Source organism: Aeromicrobium sp. (assembly GCF_050700635.1).
Classification (GTDB): domain Bacteria; phylum Actinomycetota; class Actinomycetes; order Propionibacteriales; family Nocardioidaceae; genus Aeromicrobium.
In genome coordinates this window covers 1-25755 of the sequence record NZ_JBOHDT010000118.1, presented here as the reverse complement: position 1 = coordinate 25755, position 25755 = coordinate 1, and the positions used below count along the sequence as shown (strand labels likewise).

Annotated in this window: 25 protein-coding genes and 1 tRNA gene; 5 read left to right on the top strand and 21 right to left on the bottom strand. The window is 68.5% G+C overall.

Annotated elements, in window-relative coordinates; genetic code table 11:
* Positions 1-47 precede the first annotated feature (47 nt).
* Together ACRDPN_RS09695 and ACRDPN_RS09690 are read right to left on the bottom strand one after the other, a co-directional pair.
* Entirely contained in the window at positions 48-842 is a 795-nt protein-coding gene (locus ACRDPN_RS09695) for a hypothetical protein (protein WP_431447243.1), read from the bottom strand.
* A gap of 489 nt (positions 843-1331) precedes the next feature.
* A tRNA-Thr gene (locus ACRDPN_RS09690) sits at positions 1332-1407 on the bottom strand.
* Positions 1408-1536: 129 nt separating this feature from the next.
* Between ACRDPN_RS09690 and ACRDPN_RS09685 the strand changes: the two genes are divergently transcribed.
* Positions 1537-1809, top strand: coding sequence for a chorismate mutase (locus ACRDPN_RS09685; protein ID WP_431447244.1), 273 nt, complete (start codon positions 1537-1539; stop codon positions 1807-1809).
* Positions 1810-1815: 6 nt separating this feature from the next.
* Here the strand turns inward: ACRDPN_RS09685 and ACRDPN_RS09680 are convergent, their stop codons facing one another.
* The 8 genes from ACRDPN_RS09680 to topA all read right to left on the bottom strand — a co-directional run bounded on the left by ACRDPN_RS09680 (position 1816) and on the right by topA (position 12779).
* Complete coding sequence (locus ACRDPN_RS09680) at positions 1816-3360, bottom strand: alpha/beta hydrolase (RefSeq protein WP_431447242.1); 1545 nt, start codon at positions 3358-3360, stop codon at positions 1816-1818.
* 61 nt (positions 3361-3421) lie between these two features.
* On the bottom strand, positions 3422-4942 hold the full coding sequence (locus ACRDPN_RS09675; protein ID WP_431447241.1) for an alpha/beta hydrolase: 1521 nt from the start codon (positions 4940-4942) through the stop codon (positions 3422-3424).
* Positions 4939-6096: a DNA polymerase III subunit delta' gene (locus ACRDPN_RS09670; protein WP_431447240.1), complete on the bottom strand. Its 1158-nt coding sequence runs from the start codon at positions 6094-6096 to the stop codon at positions 4939-4941. Before ACRDPN_RS09670 ends, ACRDPN_RS09675 begins: the two co-directional genes overlap by 4 nt.
* Positions 6093-6737, bottom strand: a complete 645-nt coding sequence (tmk, locus tag ACRDPN_RS09665; protein ID WP_431447239.1) for a dTMP kinase — start codon at positions 6735-6737, stop codon at positions 6093-6095. Before tmk ends, ACRDPN_RS09670 begins: the two co-directional genes overlap by 4 nt.
* Before the next feature lie 34 nt (positions 6738-6771).
* Positions 6772-7185 (bottom strand): MmcQ/YjbR family DNA-binding protein, encoded by a 414-nt coding sequence (locus tag ACRDPN_RS09660; RefSeq protein ID WP_431447238.1) that lies wholly within the window; start codon positions 7183-7185, stop codon positions 6772-6774.
* A gap of 9 nt (positions 7186-7194) precedes the next feature.
* Entirely contained in the window at positions 7195-8361 is a 1167-nt protein-coding gene (locus tag ACRDPN_RS09655; protein ID WP_431447237.1) for a low temperature requirement protein A, read from the bottom strand.
* Positions 8362-8370: 9 nt separating this feature from the next.
* Positions 8371-9999: an FAD-dependent oxidoreductase gene (locus tag ACRDPN_RS09650; protein ID WP_431447236.1), complete on the bottom strand. Its 1629-nt coding sequence runs from the start codon at positions 9997-9999 to the stop codon at positions 8371-8373.
* A gap of 62 nt (positions 10000-10061) precedes the next feature.
* Positions 10062-12779: a type I DNA topoisomerase gene (gene topA, locus ACRDPN_RS09645; RefSeq protein ID WP_431447235.1), complete on the bottom strand. Its 2718-nt coding sequence runs from the start codon at positions 12777-12779 to the stop codon at positions 10062-10064.
* Positions 12780-12885: 106 nt separating this feature from the next.
* Between topA and ACRDPN_RS09640 the strand changes: the two genes are divergently transcribed.
* Together ACRDPN_RS09640 and ACRDPN_RS09635 are read left to right on the top strand one after the other, a co-directional pair.
* A complete protein-coding gene (locus ACRDPN_RS09640) occupies positions 12886-13509 on the top strand; it encodes a sulfotransferase family 2 domain-containing protein (RefSeq protein ID WP_431447234.1) in 624 nt (207 codons plus the stop codon).
* A gap of 45 nt (positions 13510-13554) precedes the next feature.
* On the top strand, positions 13555-14763 hold the full coding sequence (locus ACRDPN_RS09635) for an MFS transporter (RefSeq protein ID WP_431447233.1): 1209 nt from the start codon (positions 13555-13557) through the stop codon (positions 14761-14763).
* Here the strand turns inward: ACRDPN_RS09635 and ACRDPN_RS09630 are convergent.
* Entirely contained in the window at positions 14760-15362 is a 603-nt protein-coding gene (locus ACRDPN_RS09630; RefSeq protein ID WP_431447232.1) for a CGNR zinc finger domain-containing protein, read from the bottom strand. The two genes, ACRDPN_RS09635 and ACRDPN_RS09630, sit on opposite strands and share 4 nt — an antisense overlap.
* 90 nt (positions 15363-15452) lie before the next feature.
* On the opposite strand from ACRDPN_RS09630, the gene ACRDPN_RS09625 reads away from it, so the two are divergent.
* Positions 15453-15965: a hypothetical protein gene (locus ACRDPN_RS09625; RefSeq protein WP_431447231.1), complete on the top strand. Its 513-nt coding sequence runs from the start codon at positions 15453-15455 to the stop codon at positions 15963-15965.
* A 73-nt stretch (positions 15966-16038) separates the two neighbouring features.
* On the opposite strand, the gene ACRDPN_RS09620 is transcribed toward ACRDPN_RS09625, so the two are convergent.
* Together ACRDPN_RS09620 and ACRDPN_RS09615 are read right to left on the bottom strand one after the other, a co-directional pair.
* Positions 16039-18441, bottom strand: a complete 2403-nt coding sequence (locus ACRDPN_RS09620) for a sodium-translocating pyrophosphatase (protein ID WP_431447230.1) — start codon at positions 18439-18441, stop codon at positions 16039-16041.
* A gap of 102 nt (positions 18442-18543) precedes the next feature.
* Complete coding sequence (locus ACRDPN_RS09615) at positions 18544-18885, bottom strand: STAS domain-containing protein (RefSeq protein ID WP_431447229.1); 342 nt, start codon at positions 18883-18885, stop codon at positions 18544-18546.
* A gap of 108 nt (positions 18886-18993) precedes the next feature.
* On the opposite strand from ACRDPN_RS09615, the gene ACRDPN_RS09610 reads away from it, so the two are divergent.
* On the top strand, positions 18994-21300 hold the full coding sequence (locus tag ACRDPN_RS09610; RefSeq protein ID WP_431447228.1) for a DEAD/DEAH box helicase: 2307 nt from the start codon (positions 18994-18996) through the stop codon (positions 21298-21300).
* On the opposite strand, the gene ACRDPN_RS09605 is transcribed toward ACRDPN_RS09610, so the two are convergent.
* From ACRDPN_RS09605 to ACRDPN_RS09570, 8 genes are all read right to left on the bottom strand, one after another.
* Positions 21288-21656 carry an Rv3654c family TadE-like protein gene (locus ACRDPN_RS09605; protein ID WP_431447227.1) on the bottom strand — a complete coding sequence of 123 codons (369 nt, stop codon included), beginning with the start codon at positions 21654-21656 and terminating at the stop codon, positions 21288-21290. The genes ACRDPN_RS09610 and ACRDPN_RS09605 overlap by 13 nt on opposite strands.
* Entirely contained in the window at positions 21653-22018 is a 366-nt protein-coding gene (locus tag ACRDPN_RS09600) for a TadE family type IV pilus minor pilin (RefSeq protein WP_431447226.1), read from the bottom strand. Before ACRDPN_RS09600 ends, ACRDPN_RS09605 begins: the two co-directional genes overlap by 4 nt.
* Positions 22015-22227, bottom strand: a complete 213-nt coding sequence (locus ACRDPN_RS09595; RefSeq protein ID WP_431447225.1) for a DUF4244 domain-containing protein — start codon at positions 22225-22227, stop codon at positions 22015-22017. Before ACRDPN_RS09595 ends, ACRDPN_RS09600 begins: the two co-directional genes overlap by 4 nt.
* Before the next feature lie 71 nt (positions 22228-22298).
* Positions 22299-22484 carry a DUF4244 domain-containing protein gene (locus ACRDPN_RS09590; RefSeq protein ID WP_431447224.1) on the bottom strand — a complete coding sequence of 62 codons (186 nt, stop codon included), beginning with the start codon at positions 22482-22484 and terminating at the stop codon, positions 22299-22301.
* Between the two features lie 122 nt (positions 22485-22606).
* Positions 22607-23290, bottom strand: coding sequence for a type II secretion system F family protein (locus tag ACRDPN_RS09585; protein WP_431447223.1), 684 nt, complete (start codon positions 23288-23290; stop codon positions 22607-22609).
* 26 nt (positions 23291-23316) lie between these two features.
* Positions 23317-24129, bottom strand: a complete 813-nt coding sequence (locus ACRDPN_RS09580; protein ID WP_431447222.1) for a type II secretion system F family protein — start codon at positions 24127-24129, stop codon at positions 23317-23319.
* Positions 24126-25277: a TadA family conjugal transfer-associated ATPase gene (locus tag ACRDPN_RS09575; RefSeq protein WP_431447221.1), complete on the bottom strand. Its 1152-nt coding sequence runs from the start codon at positions 25275-25277 to the stop codon at positions 24126-24128. The genes ACRDPN_RS09580 and ACRDPN_RS09575 overlap by 4 nt, the downstream gene beginning before the upstream one ends.
* Positions 25274-25755 (bottom strand): hypothetical protein (locus tag ACRDPN_RS09570; RefSeq protein WP_431447220.1); only part of this gene is annotated, 482 nt, incomplete at its 5' end. The genes ACRDPN_RS09570 and ACRDPN_RS09575, both read right to left, overlap by 4 nt.

Here is a 25755-nt window from a genome sequence, read left to right as displayed (position 1 = left end):
ACTTGAGAGATCCTGCGATCAATACGCTTCTCAAGATGCTGCCGCGATTAGGTGGCGGTGCTGAGCGTCACGGTGACCAACGCGGCTGAGCAAGCGCCAGTGGCCCTTGCTGCGTCAAGGATGATCTCGGTAAACCAGCCTGCGAGGTCAATGGACCACTGACCGCCTTCGCATTGGAAGTGGTGGGTCTCCGCATCCTGCCGAATGAACCATTCGACGTCACCTGTCATATGACCCGGCAACTGCCGCGCTTGGGGTTCAGGTTGGCTGCTCTGCACACTCACTGTGTCATGTGCTCTTGTCTTGAGCTCATCTAGGAACTCCTCGAGCCATGTCGCAGATGGCTCCTCATTCAGCCGCAGAGAAGCGGTAAAGCGGCTCCGAACGGCGGGATTGTCAGTCCGGAACCAATCGGCATGGTCGCTAACCCCCAAACTCGACTTCGGACCCATGTGAAGGGGAACGAGTGCATGGGTTCCAGACAGTCGGAAGTCTCCCAAGCGTTGGACCACGTCGTCGAGAACGGCGATAGCGGGTAGCACGGGGACCCGCTGCTGTGGGAGGTCGGCAGCATAGACCTGCAACCAAGCGACCTCTCGCGTCGATCCATCCTGCGTTAGATCGCCACCTGAATCACAGTGTCCCCATCGCACCGGAGCCATGTCGTCGTGACTGTCGTCGTTCAAGATGGTCGAAGCGAGTCCCAGCGCCTCACTCCTGGTCCCGATCAGCCTCTCCACGGCCTCGGCCGGGTCCTCGTCATTGAGTGCGGCGTTTGTCCACGGATACAGCGAGAGAACGCCATGGACACCCGCAAATAGTGTCTCTTCGTTCGAAGTCATCAGGACCCAATCCTCAAGGCGTGCAATTCAGTGCCCTATTCGCGGTCACCTTCTTGCCCGGCGAATCGATGTGGCCAATGATGTCGATATCGACCCGGCTCCTCCAGGTCTTGGACCACATGGATGAACATTGTTCGCGAGCGATAGTCTTTCCGCCCCCGACGTTGTATGCATAACGGGCCTGGCGCTTCGTCTCAACCGTCCTCCACCCGGCTTCGCCGCGGTAATACTGGATTTCGACGGTTACCCAGGCCTTGTGCGTCTTCAAGTGGGAATCAGAGGTCGTCCAATAGCCCTTCCCATGTACGGCCCACGGCAACGTGCTGGAAATGTGAACGTAGTCGCCGCGAGTTGTGAAGTCGGCCAGCCGAGCACTTGAAGTCACCAGACCATCCGTGTTCTCGATGGGATCGGGGTTTCAGTGATGTCGACGAATCCATCATCCGGTTCGGGGTCCTCCTCCGACAGGTCAGGCACAGACTTCGAGGGTGGAGCCGCTTGTCGGAATCGAACCGACGACCTTTTCATTACGAGTGAAACGCTCTACCGACTGAGCTAAAGCGGCGAGGTCCGCCGGGGCGTCGCCCGCCGGGCCGGGACGAGTCTACCGACCGGGGAAGGTCCGATCGAATCGCGGGGCTGGACGACAAGGGCACCCGTAGAATCAGCGACTGTGGAACCGACGGAAGAGACCCTGGCCGAGCTCGAGGACATCCGCGCGAGCATCGACAACATCGACGCCGCACTCGTGCACGTGCTTGCCGAACGGTTCAAGTGCACCAAGCGGGTCGGGCAGCTGAAGGCCGATCACCACATGCCGCCGGCCGACCCGGAGCGCGAGTCGCGCCAGATCGCCAGGCTGCGCCAGCTGGCCGCCGAGGCCGACCTCGACCCTGCCTTCGCGGAGAAGTTCCTCACCTTCATCATCGACGAGGTGATCCGCCACCACGAGGCCATCCGCGGCTGACCGGTGTCACTCCTCCTTGCAGAGGACACCGTCCTTCGGGACCTTCCCCTTGACGAAGTAGTTGTCGACGATGTCCTCGATGCATTGGTTGCCCGAGCCGTAGGCGGTGTGGCCGTCGCCGTCGCGTGAGACCAGCACACCCGACCCGAGCTGGTCGGCGAGTGCGCCGGACTCCTCGTAGGGCGTCGCCGGGTCGCGAGTGGTGCCCAGCACGAGGATCGGCTTCGAGTCCTTGGCGTCGATCGGGATCTGTGGATGGTCACCCTTGACCGGCCAGTCGGTGCAGCCTAGCGCTCCCCAGACCAGGGTCGGTCCGAAGATGGGGGACGCCTTCTCGAAGCGGGGCAACGCCGCCTCGACGTCCTCGATGGTGCCCTCCTCGTCGGTGGCGTCGAGGCAGTTGATCGCCGGATTGGCCTCGTGGAGGTTGCTCGCGTAGGACCCGTCCGGCTGTCGCCGGAGATAGCTGTCGGCCAGCCGCAACAGGATCGAACCGTCGCCGTCGAGGGCCTGGTCGAGGGCCTGCGTGAGGATCGGCCAGGCCTCCTTGGAGTAGAGCGGGGCGATGATGCCGAGGAACGTGTAGCCCTCGGTGAGCTGTCGCTCCTCATCGGTCTTCAAAGGATCGGTGTCGCGGGCGTCGACGAATGTCTTGAGCTTCTGCTCAGCAGCATCGACATCGCGACCGAGCGGGCAGTCCTCCTCCTTCGCGCAGTACTTGAGGTAGGCCCGGAGCGCGCGCTGGAATCCGGTGGTCTGGCCGAAGGACGAGTCCTCCACGCTCAGGGACGGGTCGGAGCCACCGTCGAGCACCATGCGGCCGACCTTCTCGGGGAACAGCGTCGCGTAGGTGGCACCGAGCACCGTGCCGTAGGAGGCACCGAACCAGTCGAACGTCTTCGAGCCGAGCAGCGCCCGGACCACATCGAAGTCGCGAGCGGCTTCCTCGGTCGAGATGTGCGCAGCGACCGAACCCGACTTGTCCTCGCACCCGGCGCCGAGGTCGGTGTAGGCCGCCCGGTACTTCTTGATCTCGGCATCGTCATCGGGAGTGGGGTCGCCCTCGATGAAGGCGTCGAACCCACGGTCGGTGAGGCAGTCGATCGGGGTGCTCTTCCCGGCTCCGCGCGGGTCGACGCCGACCAGGTCATACGCGTCGAGGACGTCGTTGCCGAACTGGCCCCTCATGGAGTCGGCGAAGTCGGTTCCCGGGGCACCCGGACCACCGGGGTTGAGGAACATGGTGCGCCCGCCGTCGCCGCTCGCGGGAATGACCTTGACCCGCAGCTCGAGCGTTTCGCCGTCGGGCTCGTCGTAGTCGACCGGGACCTTGACCCACGTGCACTGCGCCCGGCCACACTCCCCCCACGACAGCTCCTGGGTGTAGAACTCCTCAAGCCCAGCAGGTACTTCTTCTGCGACCGGGTTGGGTTCGTCGAAGTCGCCCGCCTGGTCGTCCTTGCCACCTCCGCCCACGAAGTACGCCAGGACGATCGCGCCCACGAGCACGAAGGCGACGAGGGCGGCGAGAAAGGAGTTGCGACGTGTCACGAATGAGATCCAATCATCTGGTGTTCGATCGCCAACGGCGGATCAGGAAGCGTCTGCGTTCCTACTCCTTGCACGTGGTGCCGTCCTTCGGGACCTTGCCGTCTGCCAGGTACGAGTCGACGATGTCGTCGATGCAGGGGTTGCCGCTCCCGTAGGCCGTGTGACCGTCACCCTCGCGCGTCACGAGGACGCCCGTGCCGAGCTGATCGCTGAGCGACTGTGACCACTCGTACGGGGTGGCGGGGTCGCGGGTCGTGCCGATCACGACGATCGGCTCCGAACCCTGGGCGTCGATCGGGACCTGCGGATGCGTCGATTTCAGCGCCAGGTCCGTGCACCACAGCAGGGCCCACGCATCCTGCAGACCGAAGACGGGGTTCCCCTTCTCGAAGCGCGGGATCGCCTGCCTGGTCTCGTCGAGGGTGGCCCTCTCGTCCAGGTCAAGGCACATGACGACCAGGAACGCCTCGCCGGAGTTGTTGCTGAACGACCCGTCCTGACCACGCTCGAAGTACGCATCCGCGGCCTGCAGCAGCGGTGCGCCATCGCCCTTGAACGCGGCCGTCAGCGCCTGCGTGAGGAACGGCCAGCTCTCCTTGGAGTACAGCGGGTAGAAGAGGCCGCGATAGGCCTGGCCCTCGGTGAGCATGCGCGCGCTGCCGGTCTCCAACGGCTTGGCATCGGTGGATGCCAGGAAGTCGCGGAGCTTGTCGAGCGCGGGGCCGGTCTCAGTACCGAGCGGGCACGCCTCTTGCCGGACGCAGTCGCGGACATAGGCACGCACGGCACGGTCGAAACCCTTGCTCTGCCCGGCATAGCCGTCGACCTGGCTCAGAGACGGGTCGACGGCGCCGTCGAGGACCATGCGACCCACGTTCTCCGGGAAGAGGGTGGCGTAGGTGGCTCCGAGCTGGGTGCCGTAGGAGAAGCCGAACCAGTCGAACGTCTTCGAGCCGAGCAGCGCCCGCACCACGTCGAAGTCGCGGGCGGCCTCCTCGGTCGAGACGTGCTCGACGAGACCGCCCGACTTGCTCGTGCAACCGTCGCCGAATTCGGACAGCAGCTTGCGGTACTCGTCGACCTCGGCGTCGTCGTCCGGGCTGGGGTCGGTGGCGATGAAGGCGTCGAAGTCACGGTCGGACACGCAGTCGATGGGGGTGCTGTCCCCGACCCCGCGGGGGTCGACGGCGACGAGATCGTACGTCGCGAGCACGTCCGCGCCGAGCAGGCCGGCCAGGGCGTCGGCGAAGTCGTGGGCGGAGGCTCCCGGACCGCCCGGGTTGACGAAGAGGCTGCGGCCACTCTCGCCCTCGGAAGGGATCACCTTGACCCGCAGCTCGAGGGTGTCGCCGTCCGGCTTCTCGTAGTCGATCGGCACCTCGACGTTCGTGCACTTCGCCTGGCCGCACTCCTCCCACTCGAGATCCTGGGTGTAGTACTGGTCGAGTCCGCTCGGCACCGCACCCACCGGTTTCGTCGTGTCGGCTTCGTCGGAACCGCCGCCGAAGACGTACGCCAGCACGATGGCGCCCATGAGGACGACCGCGATCGCGCCCGCGAGAATGATGTTTCGACGCTTCATGGCAGGAATCCGATCATCATGCGTTCGAGAGCGAGCTGGGGAGCGGCGTTGGCGTCGAGCGCTTCGCGGCACCCGACGATCGCATCGATGCGGCGCAGGGACGACTCAGGCGTCCACACACGGGCGACGGATGCGACATCGTCGGCGACGTCGGCGTTGACGAGCTCGGCCCCGGGAGCACACTGCACCGCGACGACATCGCGGCAGAACGCCAGCAGATCGATGAGGACTCCGTCGATCGAGTCGCGCGCGAGCCGGGTGCGGCGACGCTTCTGGTCCTTCGCCAGCGTCGAGAGCACGCCGGCGAAGCCCGCGGGACGGCGGCCTCGGTCCTCGACCCCCCACGACGCCTTGAGATCGGCGATCTCCTGCTCGTCGGCGGTGTCGGCCACGCCGGACGCTCGTGCGGTGGCCTCGTCGTTGATCGTCTGGGCGGCGGCGAGGCAGTCGCCCAGGCTGCCCACCCCGAGCGGCACCGCGAGGATGGAGCGGCGACGCTCACGGGCGACTGGGTCGCGGGCGAGTCCGAGCGCGCGGCCTATGTGACCCTGCGACGCAGCCGCCGCGGCGTGCGCGAGCTGCGGCTCGACACCATCACGTCCGACGAGCAGCTCGGCGATGGCTTCCGCGGACGGTGTGCGCAACAGCACCGGTCGGCAGCGCGAGCGGATGGTGATCATGACGTCCTCGACCGCCGGCGCGCAGAGCATCCAGACCGTGTGGGAAGCCGGCTCCTCGACCGCTTTGAGCAGCGCGTTGGCCGCCTGGTCGGTGAGCCGGTCGGCGTCCTCGACGATCAGCACCTGCCAGCGACCGAGCGCCGGACGCAACGCGGCCCTGCGGACGTATTCTCGAGCGACTTCGGTACCGATGGACAGGCCGTCGGTGCGGATCACGGTGATGTCGGGATGGCTGCCGGCCGCGGCCGTGACGCACGAATGGCACTCGCCGCAGCCGCCCTGCTCGCACTGCAACGCCGCGGCGAACGCGCGGGCGGCGTTGGAGCGTCCCGAGCCGGGCGGGCCGGTGAACAGCCAGGCATGTGTCATCGCGCCCTGCGGCGGACCGGCACCACCACCGGACGCAGCGTCGACCGCCTCGCGCAGCGTGGCGACGACCGGCTCCTGTCCGACGAGCTCGTCCCACACGCTCATGCTGCGGCGGCCTGACCGAGCCATGGCTCGACACGTGCGCGGATGGCCTTGTGCAGGAGATCCGGATCGTCGTCGGCGGGAAGAACGAGGTAGTGGTCGGGATCGGCTGCGGCCAGCGCCAGGAAGTGTTCACGCACGCGCTGGTGGAACTCCAGCGGCTCCGCCTCGATGCGGTCGTGGTCGCCGGCGCGGCCGAGGCCGGTGGCCGGGTCGACGTCGAGGACGACGGTGAGGTGAGGGCGGAGGTCGGACGTGGCCCACCGCGCGACCTGCTCGAGCTCAGTGATGTCGACGGCGCGCCCTGCGCCTTGGTAGGCGAGCGTGGAGTCGACGTAACGGTCGGTGACGACGACCATGCCTTCGGCCAGCGCGGGGAGCACGACCTCGTCGACGTGCTCGGCCTTGTCGGCTGCATAGATGAGCGCCTCGGCACGTGGGGAGAGGTCGCCGGTGGAGTGGTCGAGCACGATGCGGCGCAGCTGAGCTCCGACGTCGGTTCCGCCCGGCTCGCGGGTGAGCAGCACCCGATGACCGAGCTTGTCGAGCCAGTCGCCGAGCATCCGCGCCTGGGTGGACTTGCCGGCACCTTCACCGCCCTCGAGGGCGACGAACACCCCGCGTTCGGTGAAGAGCGGCTCCATGCCGATGATCCTAGGCGGCGGCACCCGCGCGTGGTCAGGTACCGGCAGACGCGTCGAGACGAGACACGAGCATGCGCGGAGCCAGCTCGCGGTAGCTGTCGATGACCAGCTCCTCGACCTCGTCCCAGTTGGTGTCGTCGTCGATGACAAGTCCGACGACGACGTCGCGACCCCAGCCCGCGTAGAAGTAGGGAGAACCCATCGCCCCGTACGCCTCGATCTCGGACGCCGGTGCCCGGAACGTGAGCACCGTGACGGGGCCGTCCGTGCCGGCGGCCTTGGCGTGGCCCTGCGGCTTGCCGTCGGCGACCGCGAGCAGGTGGGCGAAGGTGTGATGACGGATGCGCCACCGGACTCCCACCCAGGCGGCCTGCTCGTAGGTCTCGGGCAACGTGTCGCACATCGATCGGACGCGGTCGAGGACCTCGGGGCTCAGGTCGTCGTCCATGGCCCGATGCTAGGACTCTTCACCGACAGCGTCCGTCGTCTCTCGGGTGAGAACCAGCTCGACGGCCAGCAGGGCGGACATCACGAAACCGACCCACAGCTCGGTGTATGGAACCCAGATGAGGGCCAGGGATGCGACGATCGCCACCGTGAACGGGACCATCGTTCGTGCCGATGCGTCGTGCAGGCGCACGCAGATGAACCACGATGCGACGAGGAACGCGCCGACGGGCACGCTGACGAAGGCGCTGCTCACGATGTCGGAGACGTCGGCGTAATGCTCGTAGTACTCGACGCGGGCGGCCAGCCCTGCACCGAACGCGGCCACGCTGCCGAAGATGACGTAATGGCCGAAGCCCCAGACGAACCCGACGTCGTTTCCGGTGAGGACGGCGGCGTCGTCGCGGTTGAAGTACAGCCACCACGCGCAGAACGTGATCAGGACTCCGCCGGCGATGACGGAGGCGAGCGCGGCCGGCGGGTTCTCCTTGTCGAGCGCGACCTGGAGCGCGAGCGCGACGGACAACACCGTCTCGCCCAGCACGATGATGAAGAACAGCCCGTACCGCTCCGCGATGTGGTGCGGGTGCCACGGCGTGGCCCCGGCCCTCTCGGCGTAGAACGGCACGGCGAAGTCGAGCGTCACTCCCAGCACGAACAGCCACACCGGCATGTATCCACCGGTCACGAGCAGGACCGTCACCCAACCGGCCTGCACGACGATCAGGCCGATGGCATAGCGCATGGCCGTCGTTCGTCGCTCCGGGTGGCCGGCTGCGGCGCGGAGCCACATCAGCACCAGGCCGACGCGCATGATCGCGTATCCGATGATGCCGAGTGCGAAGTCGCCCTCGAAGATGCGCGGCACGCCGGCCGCGAGCACGAGCGAGCCGAAGATCTGCAGCAGCGTCAGCAGCCGGTGCAGGGTGTCGTCGGGGTCATAGGCGGAGTTGAACCAGGCGAAGTTCAACCAGGCCCAGAAGATCGCGAAGAACGCCATCGCGAAGAAGAGGAGGCCGTGCGCAGCGTGCCCCTCGACGATCTCGTGGTGCAGCGTCAGCCCGGCCTGGGCGACGGCGACCACGTAACAGAGGTCGGCGAACAGCTCGAGCGGCGTAGCCGCGCGGTGATCCTCCTGCGGGTCACGCGGTGACAGCGGACGGACGAGAGACGGCATGGATCGAACCTAGACCTGCTGCAGGGCGAGGTACTGGTGCACGTACGCGATGCCCACGCCCCCTTCGCCCACACTGGCCGCGACACGCTTGACCGACCCCGACCGCACGTCACCCACCGCGAAGATGCCGGGAACGCTGGTCTCGAGCGCGAACGGCAGCCGGTCCGAGGTCCACTGCTCGGCGCCTGCGACATCGGAGCCGGTCATGACGAAGCCATGCTCGTCGCGCGCGATGCTCGGAGGCAGCCAGCCGGTGACGGCATTGGCGCCGATCAAGACGAACAACACTGTGGCTGGTCGGCGCGCCGTACGTCCTGTGGTCGCGTCGTGGACGTCGACCTCCGCGAGGTCGGTCTCGCCATGGAGGCCCACGACTTGGCTGCGGGTCTCGAAACGGATCGAGTCGTTCGCTGCAATCTGCTCGATGAGGTAGCGCGACATGCTCGCTTCGAGGGACTCACCGCGAACGAGCATCGTGACGGACCTGGCGTGCCTGGAGAAGAAGATCGCCGCCTGCCCCGCCGAGTTGCCGGCGCCGATGATGCAGATGTCCTGCCCCTTCGCCAGAGCGGCATCACTGCGAGCGGCGCCGTAGTAGACGCCATGGCCGAGGTAGCTCTCCACCCCGGGGACGCTCAAGCTGCGCCACTCGACGCCGGTGGCGATGACGACCGCCGGAGAGTGCAGCGTGTCGCCGCCGTCGAGGGTGATCCGGTGGCCACCTGGCTCGATGCCGGTCACTGAACGGGTCACGACGATCTCGGCGCCTAGGCGTCTGGCCTGCTGCAGGGCGCGGCTGGCCAGGTCTTCGCCGGTCACACCGTACGGAAACCCGGTGTAGTTCTCGATGCGGCTAGACGTACCGGCCTGGCCGCCGGGTGCCAAGCTCTCGACGACGACGGTCCGCAGTCCCTCGGCGGCGCCGTTCACGGCCGCGGTGAGGCCGGCCGGGCCTGCGCCGAGGATCACGACGTCGTACTCGGCAGCGGACGGCATGACGTCGAGGCCCACCGCTGCTGCCACCTCACGCATCGAAGGAGTGACGAGCCGGGCGCCGTCGCGGAGCTCGAGAACGGGGTAGCCCTCGCGTGTGTCCCCTTCGTCCTCATCTGGCGTGACCCGATCGAACGCGACCTGGTTGCGGGTCAAGAACGTGGCCAGCTCCCGCACGTCGGCGTTCACCCGTGGGCCGATCAGGCGCGCCTCTGCCTCGGGTTGGACGGACGCCCAGGTCTGCAGGTCGGACAGGTAGCCTCTCGCGACCTCGGCGACCGACGCGCTGACGGTCGGCGCCATGGCGGCGAGGGAGTGGTACTCCGTGACGCCGAGCCGGAGCACCCGCGCCGGCAGGGTCGCGCGGCCGCTGGCCGGGAACTTCGTGCTGAGGGTCATCGGGACCTCGCCGAACAGCATCCCGTGCGTGCGCTCGCCGATGACGCGCTCGTCCCCGTTGACGACCTTGGTGATCTCGACGTGGCCGTCCATGACGACGAACAACGACCGCTCGTCTCCTTCGCGGGCGAAGTACTCACCCGGTACCAGGCGGATGTCCTCCACGGCTCCCACGAGATAGGTCAGCGTCGGCTCCGACAGCTCGGCGAGCAACGGGACTCCACGCAGCTCCTCGAGGGTGATCATGCCGCCATGACGTGTAACAGGCTCATGGCCAGACGGTAGCGCCCGACTGAGGCAAGGCGCGGCTACTTCTTCGCCGCGGACTTCTTTGCAGGCTTCTTCGCGGCCGCCTTCTTGGCGGTCTTCTTGGCGGTCTTCTTTGCCCCGCGCTTCTTCGCCGCCTTCTTGGCCGGGCCCTTGGCGCGACGCTCGGCCAGCAGCTCCTGGGCGCGCTCGGGGGTGAGCGTGTCGATCGCGTCTTCCTTGCGCAGCGTGGCGTTGTACTCGCCGTCGGTGACGTACATGCCGAAGCGGCCGTCCTTGGCCACGATCGGCTTGCCGCTGACCGGGTCGTCGCCGAGCTCCTTGAGCGGAGCCGCGGCCGCGCGGCGTCCGTACGACTTGGGCTGGGCGTAGATGGCCCGCGCCTCGTCCTCGGTGAGGGTGAACAGCTGTTCCTCGGTCTGCAGCGACCGCGAGTCGGTGCCCTTCTTGAGGTACGGGCCGTAGCGGCCGTTCTGCGCGGTGATCTCCTCGCCGTCGACACCGGTGCCGACGACCCGAGGCAGCTTGAGCAGCTGGACGGCGTCGTCGAGGCCGATCGAGTCGAGGTTCATCGACTGGAACAGGCTGGCCGTGCGCGGCTTGGCGCTCTTGGGAGCGTCCGCGGGCAGCAGCTCGGTGATGAAGGGGCCGAAGCGTCCGTTCTTGGCGACGAGGTCGAGGCCGGTCTCCGGGTGCGTGCCGAGCGGCTTCTCCTGGCCGGCCGGGTTGGCGAGCAGCTCCGTGGCCTTGTCGAGGGTGAGCTCGTCGGGCGGAAGGTCCTCCGGGACGTTGGCGCGCGTCGGCACCTCGGTGCCACCGTCACCGGGGAGCATCGGCGGTCCCTCGACATATGGGCCGTAGCGTCCGACCCTGAGGTTGACACCCTCGCCGATCTCGAACGTGGCGAGGCTACGGGCGTCGATGTCGGGGAGGTTCTCGACGAGACGCTTGAGGCCGGTGTCGTTCTCGCCCTCGCCGGTCCAGAAGCTCTGCAGCACGGCGACGCGTTCCTCGCGGCCACCGGCGACCTCGTCGAGGACGCCCTCCAGCTCGGCGGTGAAGCTGTAGTCGACCAGCCGCGGGAAGTGCTGCTCCATCAGGCGCACGACGCTGAACGCGATCCAGGCCGGCACCAACGCGGTGCCCTTCTTGTACACGTAGCCGCGGTTCTGGATGGTGCCGATGATCGACGCGTAGGTGGACGGGCGGCCGATCTCGCGGTCCTCGAGCTCCTTGATGAGGCTGGCCTCGGTGAAGCGGGCAGGCGGCTTGGTCTGGTGGCCGGCAGAGCCGAGCTCGTCGACGGTGACCGTGTCGCCCTGTGCGACGTTGGGCAGCTTCGTCTGCTGGTCGTCGCCCTGCTGGTTGGGGTCGTCGCCGGACTCGACGTACGCCTTGAGGAACCCGTGGAACGTGATGGTCCGGCCAGAGCTGGTGAACTCCACCGACTCGCCGGTGGTGGCGTCAGCGGTGATGCGCAGCGTCACCGTCTCGCCCTTCGCGTCCTTCATCTGCGAAGCGATGGTGCGCTTCCAGATGAGCTCGTAGAGGCGCGCCTCGTCGCCGGACAGGCTGACCTCGCGGGGCGTGCGGAACGACTCGCCTGCTGGACGGATGGCCTCGTGTGCCTCCTGGGCGTTCTTGACCTTGCCGGCGTAGGTGCGCGGCGCATCGGGGAGGTACTCGGCGCCGTACAGCTTCCGCACCTGGGCGCGGGCCGCGTTGAGCGCCGTCTGCGACAACGTGGCCGAGTCGGTGCGCATATAGGTGATGTAGCCGCCCTCGTAGAGCCGCTGCGCCACCTGCATGGTGCGGGCCGCGCCGAAGCCGAACTTGCGCGACGCCTCCTGCTGCATCGTCGTCGTCCGGAACGGCGGGTAGGGCTTGCGCGTGTACGGCTTGGCGTCGACGGAGCCGACCGTGAACGTCTGGTCGTTGAGAGCCGCCGCGAGCGCACCGGCGCGATCTTCGTCGAGATGGACGACGTCGGACGTCTTGAGCGCGCCGTCGTCGCCGAAGCTGGAGCCGGTGGCTACCTTCTTGCCGTCGACGGTGACGAGCTTGGCCGGGAAGTGGCGTGGGTCGTGGGGCTCGCCCGCGTCGAAGGTGGCCTCGAGGTCCCAGTACGACGCGGAGCGGAAGGCCATCCGGGCGCGCTCGCGCTCGACGACCAGACGGGTGGCGACCGACTGGACGCGGCCAGCGGACAGCCCACTCATGATCTTCTTCCAGAGCACCGGGCTGACCTCGTAGCCGTACAGGCGGTCGAGGATGCGCCGGGTCTCCTGGGCGTCGACGAGGTCCATGTCGATGTCGCGGGGGTTGGCGACGGCGCGCTGGATCGCCTCGCGGGTGATCTCGTGGAAGACGATGCGCTTGACGGGCACCTTCGGCTTCAGCTCGTCAAACAGGTGCCACGCGATGGCCTCGCCCTCGCGGTCCTCATCAGTGGCGAGCACGAGCTCGTCGGCGTCCTTGAGGAGCTTCTTTAGCTTGGTGATCTGCGCCTTCTTGTCGGCCGACACGACATAGACCGGCTCGAAGGCGTTGTCGATGTCAACGCCCAGGCGGGCCCACGGCTCGCCCTTGAACTTGGCCGGCACCTCGTCGGCGCCGCGCGGGAGGTCTCGGATGTGTCCGACGCTGGAGTCCACGACGTAGCCGTCGCCGAGGTAGCCCGCGATGCTGCGGACCTTGTTCGGCGACTCGACGATGACGAGCGTGGTCAAACGGTTCTCCTGGACGGAAGGGGATGGCATGACGTCGGACGGGGCATACGCTAACCCCTCCTGTCAAGGAACCGCGCATTAATCGGGTGTGACATGCATCGGTACCGTGGGGCGGAGCCGTGCTGAAGGGAGCTCGATGTCGTCGAAAGTGAGCGTGGAGAACAAGGCGATCTTCGTCCATGTGCCGAAGAACGCCGGCCGGAGCGTCGGCCGCGCCCTTCGGCAGGCGGGCTACCGGAATCCCGGTTATGGCTCGGTCGACCACGACTTCGACATGACCTGGCAGGCCGGAGAGTGCCGGCGCCTGCTGGCCGACGTCGGACAGGAGCTCTGGGACGAGTCGTTCAAGTTCGCGTTCGTCCGTAACCCGTGGGATCGGTTGGTGTCCGGGTGGCAGTTCACCCGGCAGCGAGAGAAGCACCAGCTGACGTTCGACGAGTTCGTCCGGGAGCTGCCGTCGCTCGACCGCTCGCAGGATCCGGATGCGCTGGAGCGGGCGATCTCCACCCACTGGCACGCGATGCCCCAGACCGACCACCTGCTGATCGACGGGCAGATGGCCGTCGACTTCGTCGGACACGTGGAGAGCCTGAACGACGACTGGAAGAGCATCGCCGACCGGATCGGCTGCGACGCCGACCTTCCGCGGGTCAACACCAGCGACCGGGGCGACTACCGCGACTACTACAGCGACGACCTGCGGGCCATTGTCGACGAACGGTTCCGCGTCGACGCGACCACCTTCGGCTACAAGTTCTGAGCCTCGGGACTGCACCGGCCGGCCGGTACATCGTGTCGGAGCAGGGTGCCAGAATCACTCCTTGTGGGGTTCTCGGGGTACGCGCGGCTGTGGGCCGACCCACGTGTCCGCATGGTCTACGTCGCGGCCTTCTTCGCGCGCATTCCCCAACTGTCCGTCCCAATCGTCCTCACGCTGGTCGTCGTCGAGAAGCTCGACGGCACCTACACGCAGGCCGGATTGGTGGTCGCGGCCGAGACGCTGGGTGCGGCCATCGCAGCGCCGTGGCGCGGCCGGCTGATCGACCGGCTCGGTCTTCGACGCGTCTTGGTGCCGTCGATCATCGCCGTCGCGCTCATCTACCCGGTCGTGGCCTTCGCTTCGTACACCTGGCTGGTTCCGCTCGCGTTCCTGGTCGGTGTCTTCCTGATCCCGATCTTCACGGTCGTGCGGCTCGCCCTTGCCGTGATGGTGGAGGATGAACAGCGTCGCACGGCTTTCGCCGCCGACGCGATCATGGCCGAGGCGAGCTTCATCATCGGGCCGGCCGCCGGAGCCCTCCTCGCCACGCAGGCCGGTCCCGGCATCGCCATCGCCGCTGTCGGAGTGTGTCAAATGATCGGCGGACTCATGTTCTTCTGGGTGAACCCGCCCATGCGAAGAGTCAAGCCCAACGAGCCCACCGGACCGACAATGGCCGGGCGCTGGTTGACGGCGCCCGTGATGTTCGTGTTCCTGGTCTCCGCCGGCACGGTGATCGCTCTCGCCGGCACCGACCTGGCGATCATCGCCGAGCTGCGCGAGCTCGACTCGGTCGGCTCCATCGCACTCGTCTTTCTCTTCTGGGGAGTGGGGTCGCTGGTGGGCGGCCTGATCTACGGTGCCCTCCCGATGTCGATCCGGCCCACGCACCTGCTGCTCGCTCTCGGACTCCTCACCATTCCAGTGGGGTTCGGTAGCACCGTGTGGTCGCTCACCCTGTGGGTCGTCCCTGCCGGGGTCATGTGCGCTCCCGCGATGACGGCTGCGTCCGAGGCCCTCACGCGACTCGTCCCGGAGGACCGGCGTGGCGAGGCGATGGGATGGCAGGGCACCGCGTTCATGTTCGGCGCTGCCGCCAGCCCGCCGTTCATCGGTGCTTCCATCGACGCTGTCGGGGCGTGGGGTGGCTTCGCTGTCGGTGGCGCCATCGCGGTGGCCTTCGCCCTCTTCTCCTACGGTGAACAACTGGTGCCACGGTTCGGGACGAAACTGGTGTCGCAGCCAGTTCGTTAGCGCCGCGCCCGGGCGGCGTGCGCGCGTGCCTTCGCCCGGTTTCCGCAGACGGCCATCTGACACCAGCGCCGCCGCCCCGCGTGGTCGACGAACATCCATCCGCAGTGCTCGCCCGGGCACGCACTCACGTGCTCGGCATCGCCCGAGGTCAACAGGTCACCTGCCGCGACGGCGAACGCCCGTAGCGGCCTGTCGAGATCGGTGCCGGTGAGCGACCAGGCACCAGACCGGCCGTCGAGGCGAAGGCGTCGATGGGCGTGCGCACCGGCCACCGTGTCGGCCACCCGAGCTGTCGTAGCGGCCGAGGCCTGACCCAGCACCACGTCGTGGAGATCGCGGCGCCACCGCCGGACCCGGTCGAGCGCGTCGAGGGCCGCGGCGGGTTCACGGCCAGTTCGGCGCATCAGACGGTCGGCGACGTCGCTGTCGACGAGCCCCGCGAGCTCCGCCACGACGACGACGTGATCGAAGGTGCGCAGGAAGTCGCTCCGAGGAGTGGACGGCTCGTCCCACCCGGCCCACGTGTTGCAGAGCTCGAGAGCCGGATGGCCGGCGATCTGCACGGGCACGATGAGTCCACGTGACTCCTGGTAGTGCACGCCTCCCATCATGCCCGACTTGACGGCGCAGCCCAGAAACCGGTTGATTAGCGGTAACCAGTTAATCGACAGTTTCAGGTTAGGAGAACCATGAAGAAGATGATGACCGGCTTCGGCTTGGTCGTTGCCGCGCTCGCGATCTCGGGGGCCGCGAGCGCCGACACACCCGAGCCGTGGCAGCCGTACGTCGAGGGCGATCTCACGCTTCCGGCGGAGCGCTACTGCGGGTTCGAGGTGATCGCCCATCCCGAGTACCAGAAGATCCAGAGCCAGGTGCTCGACCGGTACGAGGACGGGGCGGTCCGGACGGAGCAGTACCGCGGACCGCTGCTGTCCCGTTTCACCAACCAGGAGACCGGTGCCGAAGACGTCGTCGACCTCGGCGGACGCGCCCTCGCGACGTACACCCCGGAAGGCAAGCTGCAGCGGTACGAGACGTGGGGACCCGTGGGCGTGGGCTACCCGGCAGGAGCCGGCGATGCACTACTTCAGGGGTACTACCGGCTCAGCGGCCACCATGTCGTGACGTTCAACGCCGACGGATCCCGCGACCTCACCGTCGACGAGGGACCGGAGCTCAACATCTGCACCCTGATCGACTGAAGCAGGGAGAGAGAAGACACCAGTGGCGCACGATCGCTATGATCGTGCGCCACTCGGCGTTCGTGCTGGTGCGTCAGACGGTCGCTTCGGCCCGTTCGGCCGCTTCGGCCTCCTCGGCGTCGCTGCCGATCGCGATCGGACGACGCTTGGAGATGTACACGGCTGCGATGATGATCGCCACGGACACACCGGCGATCGTGTAGCGCAGGAGCGCGTTCTCCTCGGTGCCGTAGGCGAACTGGATGATGAGCGGCGCCGCCAGCAGCGACACCAGGTTCATCACCTTGAGCAACGGGTTGATCGCCGGGCCGGCCGTGTCCTTGAACGGGTCGCCGACGGTGTCACCGATGATCGTGGCCTCGTGGGCCAACGATCCCTTGCCACCGTGGGTGCCGTCCTCGACCAGCTTCTTGGCGTTGTCCCACGCACCGCCGGAGTTGGCGAGGAAGACCGCCATCAGCACACCGGTCGCGATCGCACCGGCGAGGTAGGCGCCCAGCGGGCCGATGCCCAGGCCGAAGCCCACCGCGATCGGCGCGAAGATGGCCAGGATGCCTGGCGTCGCGAGCTCGCGAAGCGAGTCGCGCGTGCAGATGTCGACGACCTTGCCGTACTCCGGCCGGCCGGTGCCTTCCATGATCCCGGGGATCTCCTTGAACTGGCGACGCACCTCGAACACGACTGCACCAGCGGCGCGACCGACTGCGTTGATCGCCAGCCCCGAGAACAGGAACACGACGGCTGCGCCGATGATCAGCCCGAACAGGATGCTCGGGTCCCCGACGTTGAGCACGCCGTTGAACGCATAGGTCTCGCTGACCATGATCTCGGTGACGGCATCGGGGTCCTCGGCCAGGCCGGAGGCCTGGATCGCCGTGGTGATCGAGTTGGAGAAGGACCCGAACAGGGCGGTGGCCGCCAGCACGGCGGTCGCGATCGCGATGCCCTTGGTGATGGCCTTCGTGGTGTTGCCCACCGCGTCGAGCTCGGTGAGGATCTGTGCCCCGTCCTTGTCGACGTCGCCGGACATCTCGGCGATACCCTGGGCGTTGTCGCTGACCGGGCCGAAGGTGTCCATCGCCACGATGACGCCGACCGTGGTGAGCAGTCCGGTGCCTGCGAGGGCCACCGCGAACAGCGAGACCACGAGGGAGCCGGAGCCGAGCAGGAACGCGCCGAACACGGCGGCACCGATGGTGAGAGCCGTGTAGACCGCCGACTCGAATCCGACCGAGAGGCCGGACAGGATGACCGTCGCGGGACCGGTGAGGGCCGTCTTGCCGACGTCCTTGACCGGACGGGTCGTCGTGCCGGTGAAGTAGCCGGTGAGCGCGAGGATGATCGCGGCGAGCACGATACCGATGAGCACGGCGATCATGGCGATCTTGCGCGGATCGGCGTCGAGGCCCGGGGGCTCCTGGCCGATCTGCTGGGCGACCGTGGCGATCAGGCCGTTGGGATCGATGCCCTTGAGGTCCTCGAACTTCGACGGCAGGTAGAACCAGGCGGCAGCCGAGCAGGCGATCGCGGAGATGGCCGCGGAGATGTAGAAGGACCGGTTGATCGTCGTCAGTCCGCCTTCGCCGGCGCGCGGCTTGGTGATGTAGACGCCGATGATCGCGGTGATCGCACCGATGGCGGGCACGATGAGCGGGAACACGAGGCCCTTCTCGCCGAACGCCACGGAGCCGAGGATCAGCGCGGCCACCAGGGTGACGGCGTAGGACTCGAACAGGTCGGCCGCCATGCCGGCGCAGTCGCCGACGTTGTCGCCGACGTTGTCGGCGATCGTCGCAGCGTTGCGCGGATCGTCCTCGGGGATGCCCTGCTCGACCTTGCCCACGAGGTCGGCGCCCACGTCAGCCGCCTTGGTGAAGATGCCGCCGCCAACACGCATGAACATCGCGAGCAGCGCGGCGCCGAAGCCGAAGCCCTCGAGCACCGAGGGCGCCTCACCCTTGTAGATCAGGACGACGGCGGAGGCACCGAGAAGGCCCAGCCCGACCGTCATCATGCCGACGTGTCCGCCGGTGCGGAACGCGATGCGCATCGCGGGGTCGCGGCCCTCGCCCTGGGCGGCCGCGGCGACGCGGACATTGGCCCGCACCGCGAGCCACATGCCCAGGTAACCGATCGCAGCAGAGAAGAGCGCGCCGAGCACGAAGAACAGTGACCGGCCGATCTTGATGCCCCAGTCGTCCGGGGGCAGAACCAGCAGCAGGGCCGGGACGAGCACCACGAAGATCGCGAGCGTCTTGAACTGGCGGGTCAGGTACGCCGAGGCACCTTCCTGCACCGCGCGTCCGATCTCCTGCATCTTCTCGGTGCCTTCGCCGTGCCTGAGCACCTCGGCGCGGAACACGACCGCAAGAACGAGTGCGAGGACTCCGACACCAGCAACGGCGGACACGATCATCGTGTTGTCGTTGTTGAGAGCGATGTCCTCGGCTGCCGCAACAAAAGTCGCGTTGACCATGAAAAATTCCTCCACGAAAGGGGGCAAGACTACCGACAGAAAGGAAACCAGCCCGCTGTGGCGCCCGGAACACCGGGGTACCCGCGAGGCTGGGGAATCGAGCTAGTCGTGTGCGGCCATCGCTGCGGGCACGCTGTCGTGGAGGCCGAAGACCTTGTCGAGCCCGGTGATGTCGAAGATCTTGAGAATGCGCTCCTGCGTGCACACGATGTCGAGGGTGCCGCCGTCGCCCCGCACCTTCTTGAGGGCTCCGACGAGCACGCCGAGCCCGGTGGAGTCGAGGAAGTCGACATTCTCGACGTCGATGACCAGTCGGGTGTGACCCGCCTCGATGGCCGCGACGATCGCCTCGCGCAGCCGGGGGGCTGTGTAGACGTCGATCTCGCCGCCGACCTCGATGATCTTGAACGGCCCGTCGGTCCGTGATGCCAACGTCAATTCCACAGGGCTCCTCCCTCCCACCAAACGGATGCTTAGACGTCGATTCAACCATGCCTTTCGATGCTGCGTTCGCCGCCGGCATCGTCAGGACGGTCTGGGAGACTCGGTCGGGTGGATCCGGCCGACCTGCTGCATCGGTACGGCGATCGCGTCACCCACGTCGAGCACGTGGCGGCGCGTGAAGCCGTCGTCGAGCCGTGGCCCGCGTGGATCTCACCGCGAGTGCGCACGGTGTTCGAGGCCGAAGGTGCGACCGAGCTCTGGGCCCACCAGGCCGAGGGCGTGCGGCACGTCCACGAGGGACGCCACGTGGTGATCTCCACCGGCACGGCATCGGGCAAGTCGCTCGTGTTCCAGGCACCTGCGCTCGAGACACTCGCCGGGGGACGTTCCGGCAGCTCGTTGCTCGGCCATCGCTCCCCCACCGTGCTGTACCTGGCGCCGACCAAGGCGCTCGCCGCCGATCAGCTTCGCCGGCTTCGGCCGGCTGCGGACCTGGTGCGGGCGGCCACGGTCGACGGCGACAACAGCCGCGAGGAGCGCGACTGGGCGCGGGACCACGCGAACTACGTGCTGACGAACCCGGACACGCTGCACCGCTCCATGCTTCCGGCGCACGCGCGATGGACCCGTCTGCTCGGTGGCCTGCAGTACGTGGTGATCGACGAGTGCCACCACTACCGCGGAGTGTTCGGTGCGCACGTCGCACACGCCTTGCGGCGGTTGCGGCGTGTGTGCGCGCACTACGGTGCTGATCCGGTCTTCGTGCTTTCGTCGGCCACCGTGGCGGAACCCGCCGGCTTCGCCCACCGGCTGACCGGTCTCGAGGTCGCGGCCGTGACGGAGGACTCGTCCCCGCACGCGGCCCGCACGATCGCCCTGTGGGAGCCGCCTCTGGTCGGTGTGGCACATCCGACCCAACCGCCCACGAGGCGGTCGGCGACGACCGAAGCGGCCGAGATGCTCACCGACCTTGTGGTCGGCGGCGTCCGGACGCTGGTGTTCGTGCGGTCGAGGCGCGGGGCCGAGGCGGTCGCGGCGGCAACGCAACGACGGCTCCACGAGATCGACCCCGATCTGGTGAGCACCGTCGCGACCTACCGCGGCGGGTACCTTCCGGAGGAGCGACGCGAGCTCGAGCAGCGACTGCGCAGCGGCGATCTGCTCGGTCTTGCGAGCACCAACGCACTCGAGCTGGGCATCGACGTCGCTGGTCTCGACGCGATCGTCAGCGTCGGGTTTCCCGGCACGCGGGCTGCGCTTCATCAGCAACTCGGCCGCGCGGGCCGCGCGGGGCGCGAGTCGCTGGGCGTGCTGGTGGCGCGCGACGAGCCGCTCGACACGTTTCTCGTGCACCACCCCGAGACGCTGCTCGGAGCGCCGGTGGAGGCATCCGTGTTCGACCCGGACAACCCCTATGTGCTGGGCCCTCATCTCGCTGCGGCCGCGCAGGAGCTGCCGCTGACGCCGGACGACGTCGAGCTCTTCGGCCCGCGGACGACGGACGGCATCGCAGCGCTGGAGGAGGCCGGCCTGCTGCGGCGGCGCGACGCCGGGTGGTTCTGGACCCGGCGCGACCGCGCCTCCGATCTCGCCGACCTCCGCTCCAGCGGAGGATCGCCCGTACAGATCGTCGACGCGGACACCGGCCGTCTCGTCGGCACGGTCGACGCCGGATCGGCCGACTCCACCGTGCACACCGGTGCCGTGTACGTGCACCAGGGCGAGGTGTACGTCGTGGACGACTACGACGTCGAGGACGGTGTGGCCGAGGTCCATCTCGACGACCCGGGGTACTCGACCCAGGCCCGATCGACGACGGAGATCACGATCATCGAGACCGAACGCACGCAGATGTGGGGTCAGGCAGGCATCAGCTTCGGCACGGTCGAGGTGGTGGGTCAGGTCATCTCGTACATGAAGCGGAGCCCGGCCGGAGTCAATCTCGGCGAGGAACCGCTCGACCTGCCGGAACGGACCCTGCGCACCAAGGCCGTCTGGTGGACGTTGCGGGGCACGGCCGTGATGGACGCCCTCGAGGCGGTCGACGTGCCGGGCGCTGCGCACGCAGCCGAGCATGCGGCGATCGGGATGCTGCCGCTGCTGGCGACCTGCGACCGATGGGACATCGGGGGTGTCTCGACGGCCCTCCATCCCGACACCGGCACCCTCACCGTGTTCGTCTACGACGGCTACCCCGGTGGGGCCGGATTCGCGGAGCGCGGCCACCACGTCGCAGCGCGATGGCTGCACGTGACGCGCAAAGCGATCATGGCGTGCGAGTGCGAGGACGGCTGCCCGTCGTGCGTGCACTCCCCCAAGTGCGGCAACGGCAACGAGCCGCTGGACAAGGCCGGTGCCGTGCGTCTGCTGGACGCGTTGCTGGCCGAGGCCCCGCCCGATCTTCATCCGACGTAGAAGTCGGGAGCGGCGCGGGCGTCGACCTCGAAGGCCCACCGGTGCCCCCACCAGGTGGGCGTGGCCCGGCGCGCGGTGACGGTTGCGACGTCGAGGTCCATCCGGCATCGCACCAGCCGAGCGCCGTTGCGGCGTGCCATCGTCGTCGCCACCTCACAGCCGTCCTGGCCGGACAGACTCGCGCGGCTGCCTGCGAGCGCGGCAAGGTCGGCGGCCGATGCGACCTGGTGCTTGAGCCTGACGACCGTGGCCACCTGCGCCATGACCACCGCGACGACGCACAGCACCGTGGCAACCCACAACGCGTGGACGGTCACCGACCCGTGCTCGCGGTGCCTGACGGATCGGCGCCTCACGGTGCTTCGTCGGCCGAGACCGCCGACGCCTCCAACCGGCGCGCACCGACGTGTCTCAGGAACGGAAGAGGCAGCCTCGACCTCGCCGAGACCTGGACCGTCACCAGACCGTCGTCCTTGGACACTTGAACGGCTGCACCGGCCGGTGCATGCCGGCGAGCGACGTCGGACGCCGCAGGGACCGCCTCGCCCCGCGCGACGAGACGGGCGCCCTCTCGAGCGGCATCGACGAGCTGCACCTGCGTGAACCCGAGCGACACGATCCAGAGGAGGAGGAGACCGAAGGCGAGACCGAACGGGGCGAGCACCGCCATCTCGGCGGTGACCATCCCCCGCTCGGCCCTGGTCGGAACCGAGTTCATCGGTGGCCGAACGGCGTCACCGGCAGGTTCTTCATCAGGTCGAAGAACACCCTCGGGCTCAGAGCGCGCTTGATGATGTCGGCCAGCTGATCGAAGAACCACCCGTCGTCGAGGCCAAGCTTGAACAGGATGGATGCCAGCAGGACGGCTCCAAGAGTGCCGACGGTGTACTCCGCCGTCGCCATGCCGTGTTCGCGTGGGTGACGCATTCCGAGCTCCTTTCGTCGAGGGCTGCGCGGCCGGCGAGCCAGGCCCACCGGCCGCGCAGGTGGGGTTGGTCTCAGAGCCCGGGGATCATGCCCGGGATCTTGTCGAGCAGGTCCTTGACGAGGTCGCCGAACCACTCGGACTGGCCGATCTTGACGAGCACGCCGCCGACGGTGCAGGCGCCGAGGGTTCCGACGGTGTACTCGGCGGTGGTCATTCCGCGTTCGCTGCGGCGGGCGCGGAATTGGGAAGGCTTCATGAGGTGTCCTCTCGAAGTGGATGTGATGCCAGAAGATGGGGTTCTCGGGGGTTCGGTTGCGAGCGGAGCTCGTTGCCTGGGGACGAGGACGGGGCCACCCGTGCCTGTGGATGGGCCGCCCTTCAGTCGATGCCGAGGGACAGGGTGCCGACGACGCCGATGATCGTGGGAACGATCCCGACGAGAAAGAACGCGGGGAGGAAGCAGGCGCCGAGCGGCGCTGCCGTGCGCACGCCCACGCGCCGGCTCAGCTCGCGTCGGGCGGCGCGGCGCTCGCGGCGCATCTCGTCGGCCACGCCGGCCACCACGCGGGCGACCGGCATGCCGGATGTTGCCGCGCGCCGGAACGCCCGGCCGAGCGGTCCGAGCACATGGTCATCGGCCAGATGTGCCCAGACGGCGTGCGGATCGCCGCCGACTGCCAGACGAGCGCCAACGAGTGCGAGCTCGTCGCCCAGTGGGGCGGCCGTGACCTCGGCGACCAAGGAGAAGGCGGTGACCGGCGGACGACCGGCGTCGAGCGTGGCCACCATCAGGTCGAGGGCGGTCGGGAGCTGTTCGGCGAGTCTGGACGCGCGGCGGCGCGAGGCGGCCGTCTCCATGCCTCTGACCAGGCTCCGGGCGGCCGGCGTGGCGACGAACGCCACGAGCACGCCGAGCATCGGACCGAGCACGACCACGGCGGACACCGGCACCAGAACGGTGACGACCAGCACCGGATCGAAGGTCGGGCCACCGCGGCGCTTCGCGAAAAGAGCCCGACATCGACGATCCGCGCGCGCCGGCACGACGGACCAGACGGACATGGCGGCAACGATGGCGGCGACCAGGGTCACGCTCGCTCCACGCCCGTGACGATGCGATCCACCCAGAGGATGCCCACACAGGCGAGCGCAAGCCCCCCGGCGAGACATGCCGCCCCGACAACCGTCTGCGTGATCACGTGCACCGGATCGGCACCCATGCCCGCGCCGAGCGAGAGACCGAGCAACGGCAGCACAGCCATCAGCCGTCCGGTCGCCCGCGCCGGCGCGGCCTCGGCCTGAACATCGCGGTCGACCTCGGCATCGTCACGCACCGTCTGGGTCACGCGATCGAGCACAGCAGCGAGCGGAGCGCCGGCACGCTCGCCGACGTGCCAGGCGCCGGCGAGGTCCGACAGCGCACCCGCCCCCGGCTGTGCACTCGCGGCCCGAAGAGCGGCCACGACATCGCCGCCCTGGCTGGCGGCGACGGCAGCCGGGCGCAGCGACGGAACATCATCGGCCAGGGCCGCAAGGGCGTGACCTGGGAGAATCCCGGCGCGCAGCTCGGCCGAGAGAAGATCGAGGGCGGCCACGGTCTGCGCACGAGTGCGCACGGCGACGGCGCGGTTCCGGGAGAGACGGACCTGTCTCAGGACGAAGAGAGCCGACCCGAGAGCGGTCGCGGCGATGATCACCAGGGACGGGCGTGAGCTCGCCACGGCGACGACGACGAAGGCCGCGACCAGCCCGACTCGTGCCGCAGGGCCCACCTTCGGACGTCGTCGACGCCTCGTCGTCCGAGCGCCCAGACGGACCCGGAGGATCCACGCTGCCGACGGGCGGGCCAGCAAGAGCGACATCGACGTTGCGGCCGCGGCGGCGAACGCGAGCCAGGTCACGAGCCTTCGCCCACGAGCTCGGCGAGGCGATCACGGCCCGGGCCGGGTTCGGCGACACCGTCCGCGAACGTGAGCGCTGCGACCGTGCGCGCCAGTCCATTCGTGTCCGCGCGGAGGACACCGATCTGCTGGAGACGGCGCGTGCCGCTGCGATCGCGACCCAGATGCAGCACCGCATCGAGCCCCGCGCCGAGCTGGCTGTGCACGGCTGCGCGAGGCAGACCGGCGGCGACACCCAGTGCCTCGAACCGGGCCGGGACATCGCTGGACGAGTTGGCATGGACGGTGCCGCAACCGCCTTCGTGACCGGTGTTGAGCGCGGCGAGGAGGTCGACGACCTCGGCACCACGCACCTCGCCGACCACGACCCGGTCCGGACGCATCCGAAGCGCCTGCCGCACCAGGTCCCGAAGCGTCACCAGTCCTGCGCCCTCGACGTTCGCGGGCCGCGACTCGAGCCCCACCACGTGCGGATGGTCAGGGCGAAGCTCGGTGGCGTCCTCGACGATCACCAGACGCTCGGCCGGCTCACAGACGGACAGGAGTGCCGCCAGCAGAGTCGTCTTGCCCGAGCCGGTGCCGCCGCTGACGACGAAGGCCACCCTGGCGTCGATCAGTCGCTGTAGCCATCGAGCCGCACCGGGTGTGAGGGTGCCGGCCGCGACCAGCTGCTCGAGGGTGAACGTGCGGCGAGCCGGGATGCGCAGCGAGACGAGAGTGCCCGGACGAGCCAGCGGCGCGAGCACCGCGTGGAGCCGCGTGCCGTCGGGAAGCCGAGCGTCGACCCATGGGCTCGCGTCGTCGAGTCGACGGCCGGCCTGCGCCGCGAGGCGCTGGGCGAGCCGTCGCACGGCTTCGTCGTCGGGGAACCTGACCCGCGTGTGCTCCAGCCCGCCGCCGCGATCGAGGTAGACGGCGTCCGGTCCGTTGACGAGGATGTCGGTGACGCCGTCGACGGCCAGCAGCGGCTCGAGCGGACCGACCCCGAGCGTCTCGCGCCGCAGCTCGTCGACGAGCGTGAGGACGGTGGCGCTGTCGGTGAGACGTTGCTCCGCCCGCAGAGCCGTTGCGACGCTCTGCGGTGTCGGGTCGGCGGTGTCGGCGGCCAGCCGGCGTCGAACCCGATCGACCAGGCCGGGATCGCTCACGTGGTTCCGGCCATGGTCTTGTCACTCCTCGACCGGTCCAGCCCCAGCAGGTCGAGCAGCGAGGTGGCCGCGCGGCCGTAGCTGCGCGACCCGCCCGGGCCGTGCCCGTGGTCGACGGCCGTGCGCAAATGCCGGTCGTGACGGAGCCGGGCGATCACCGGACGTCCGAGGCTCTCCGCGACGGCTTCGCGCCCCAACCCGCCCGATCGTGCGACCGACACGACGTGGACCGCAGACGTGTGCGGTCGCAACCGCTCGAGCACGCGCCGGGCCGACCCGACTGCACGCACGTCCTCAGGCACGACGACCACGGTGAGAACCGACCGACCGACCAGCTCTGCGCCTGCCGGCTCGAGGTGACGCGGCACGTCGGCCACGACGAGATCGAACCCACGCACGGCAGCCGCGAGCACCCCGCCCAGCGCCTGCGGGACGTCGTCAGGCCCGTCACGCCCCCATGACAGCGTGGCCAGCCCGT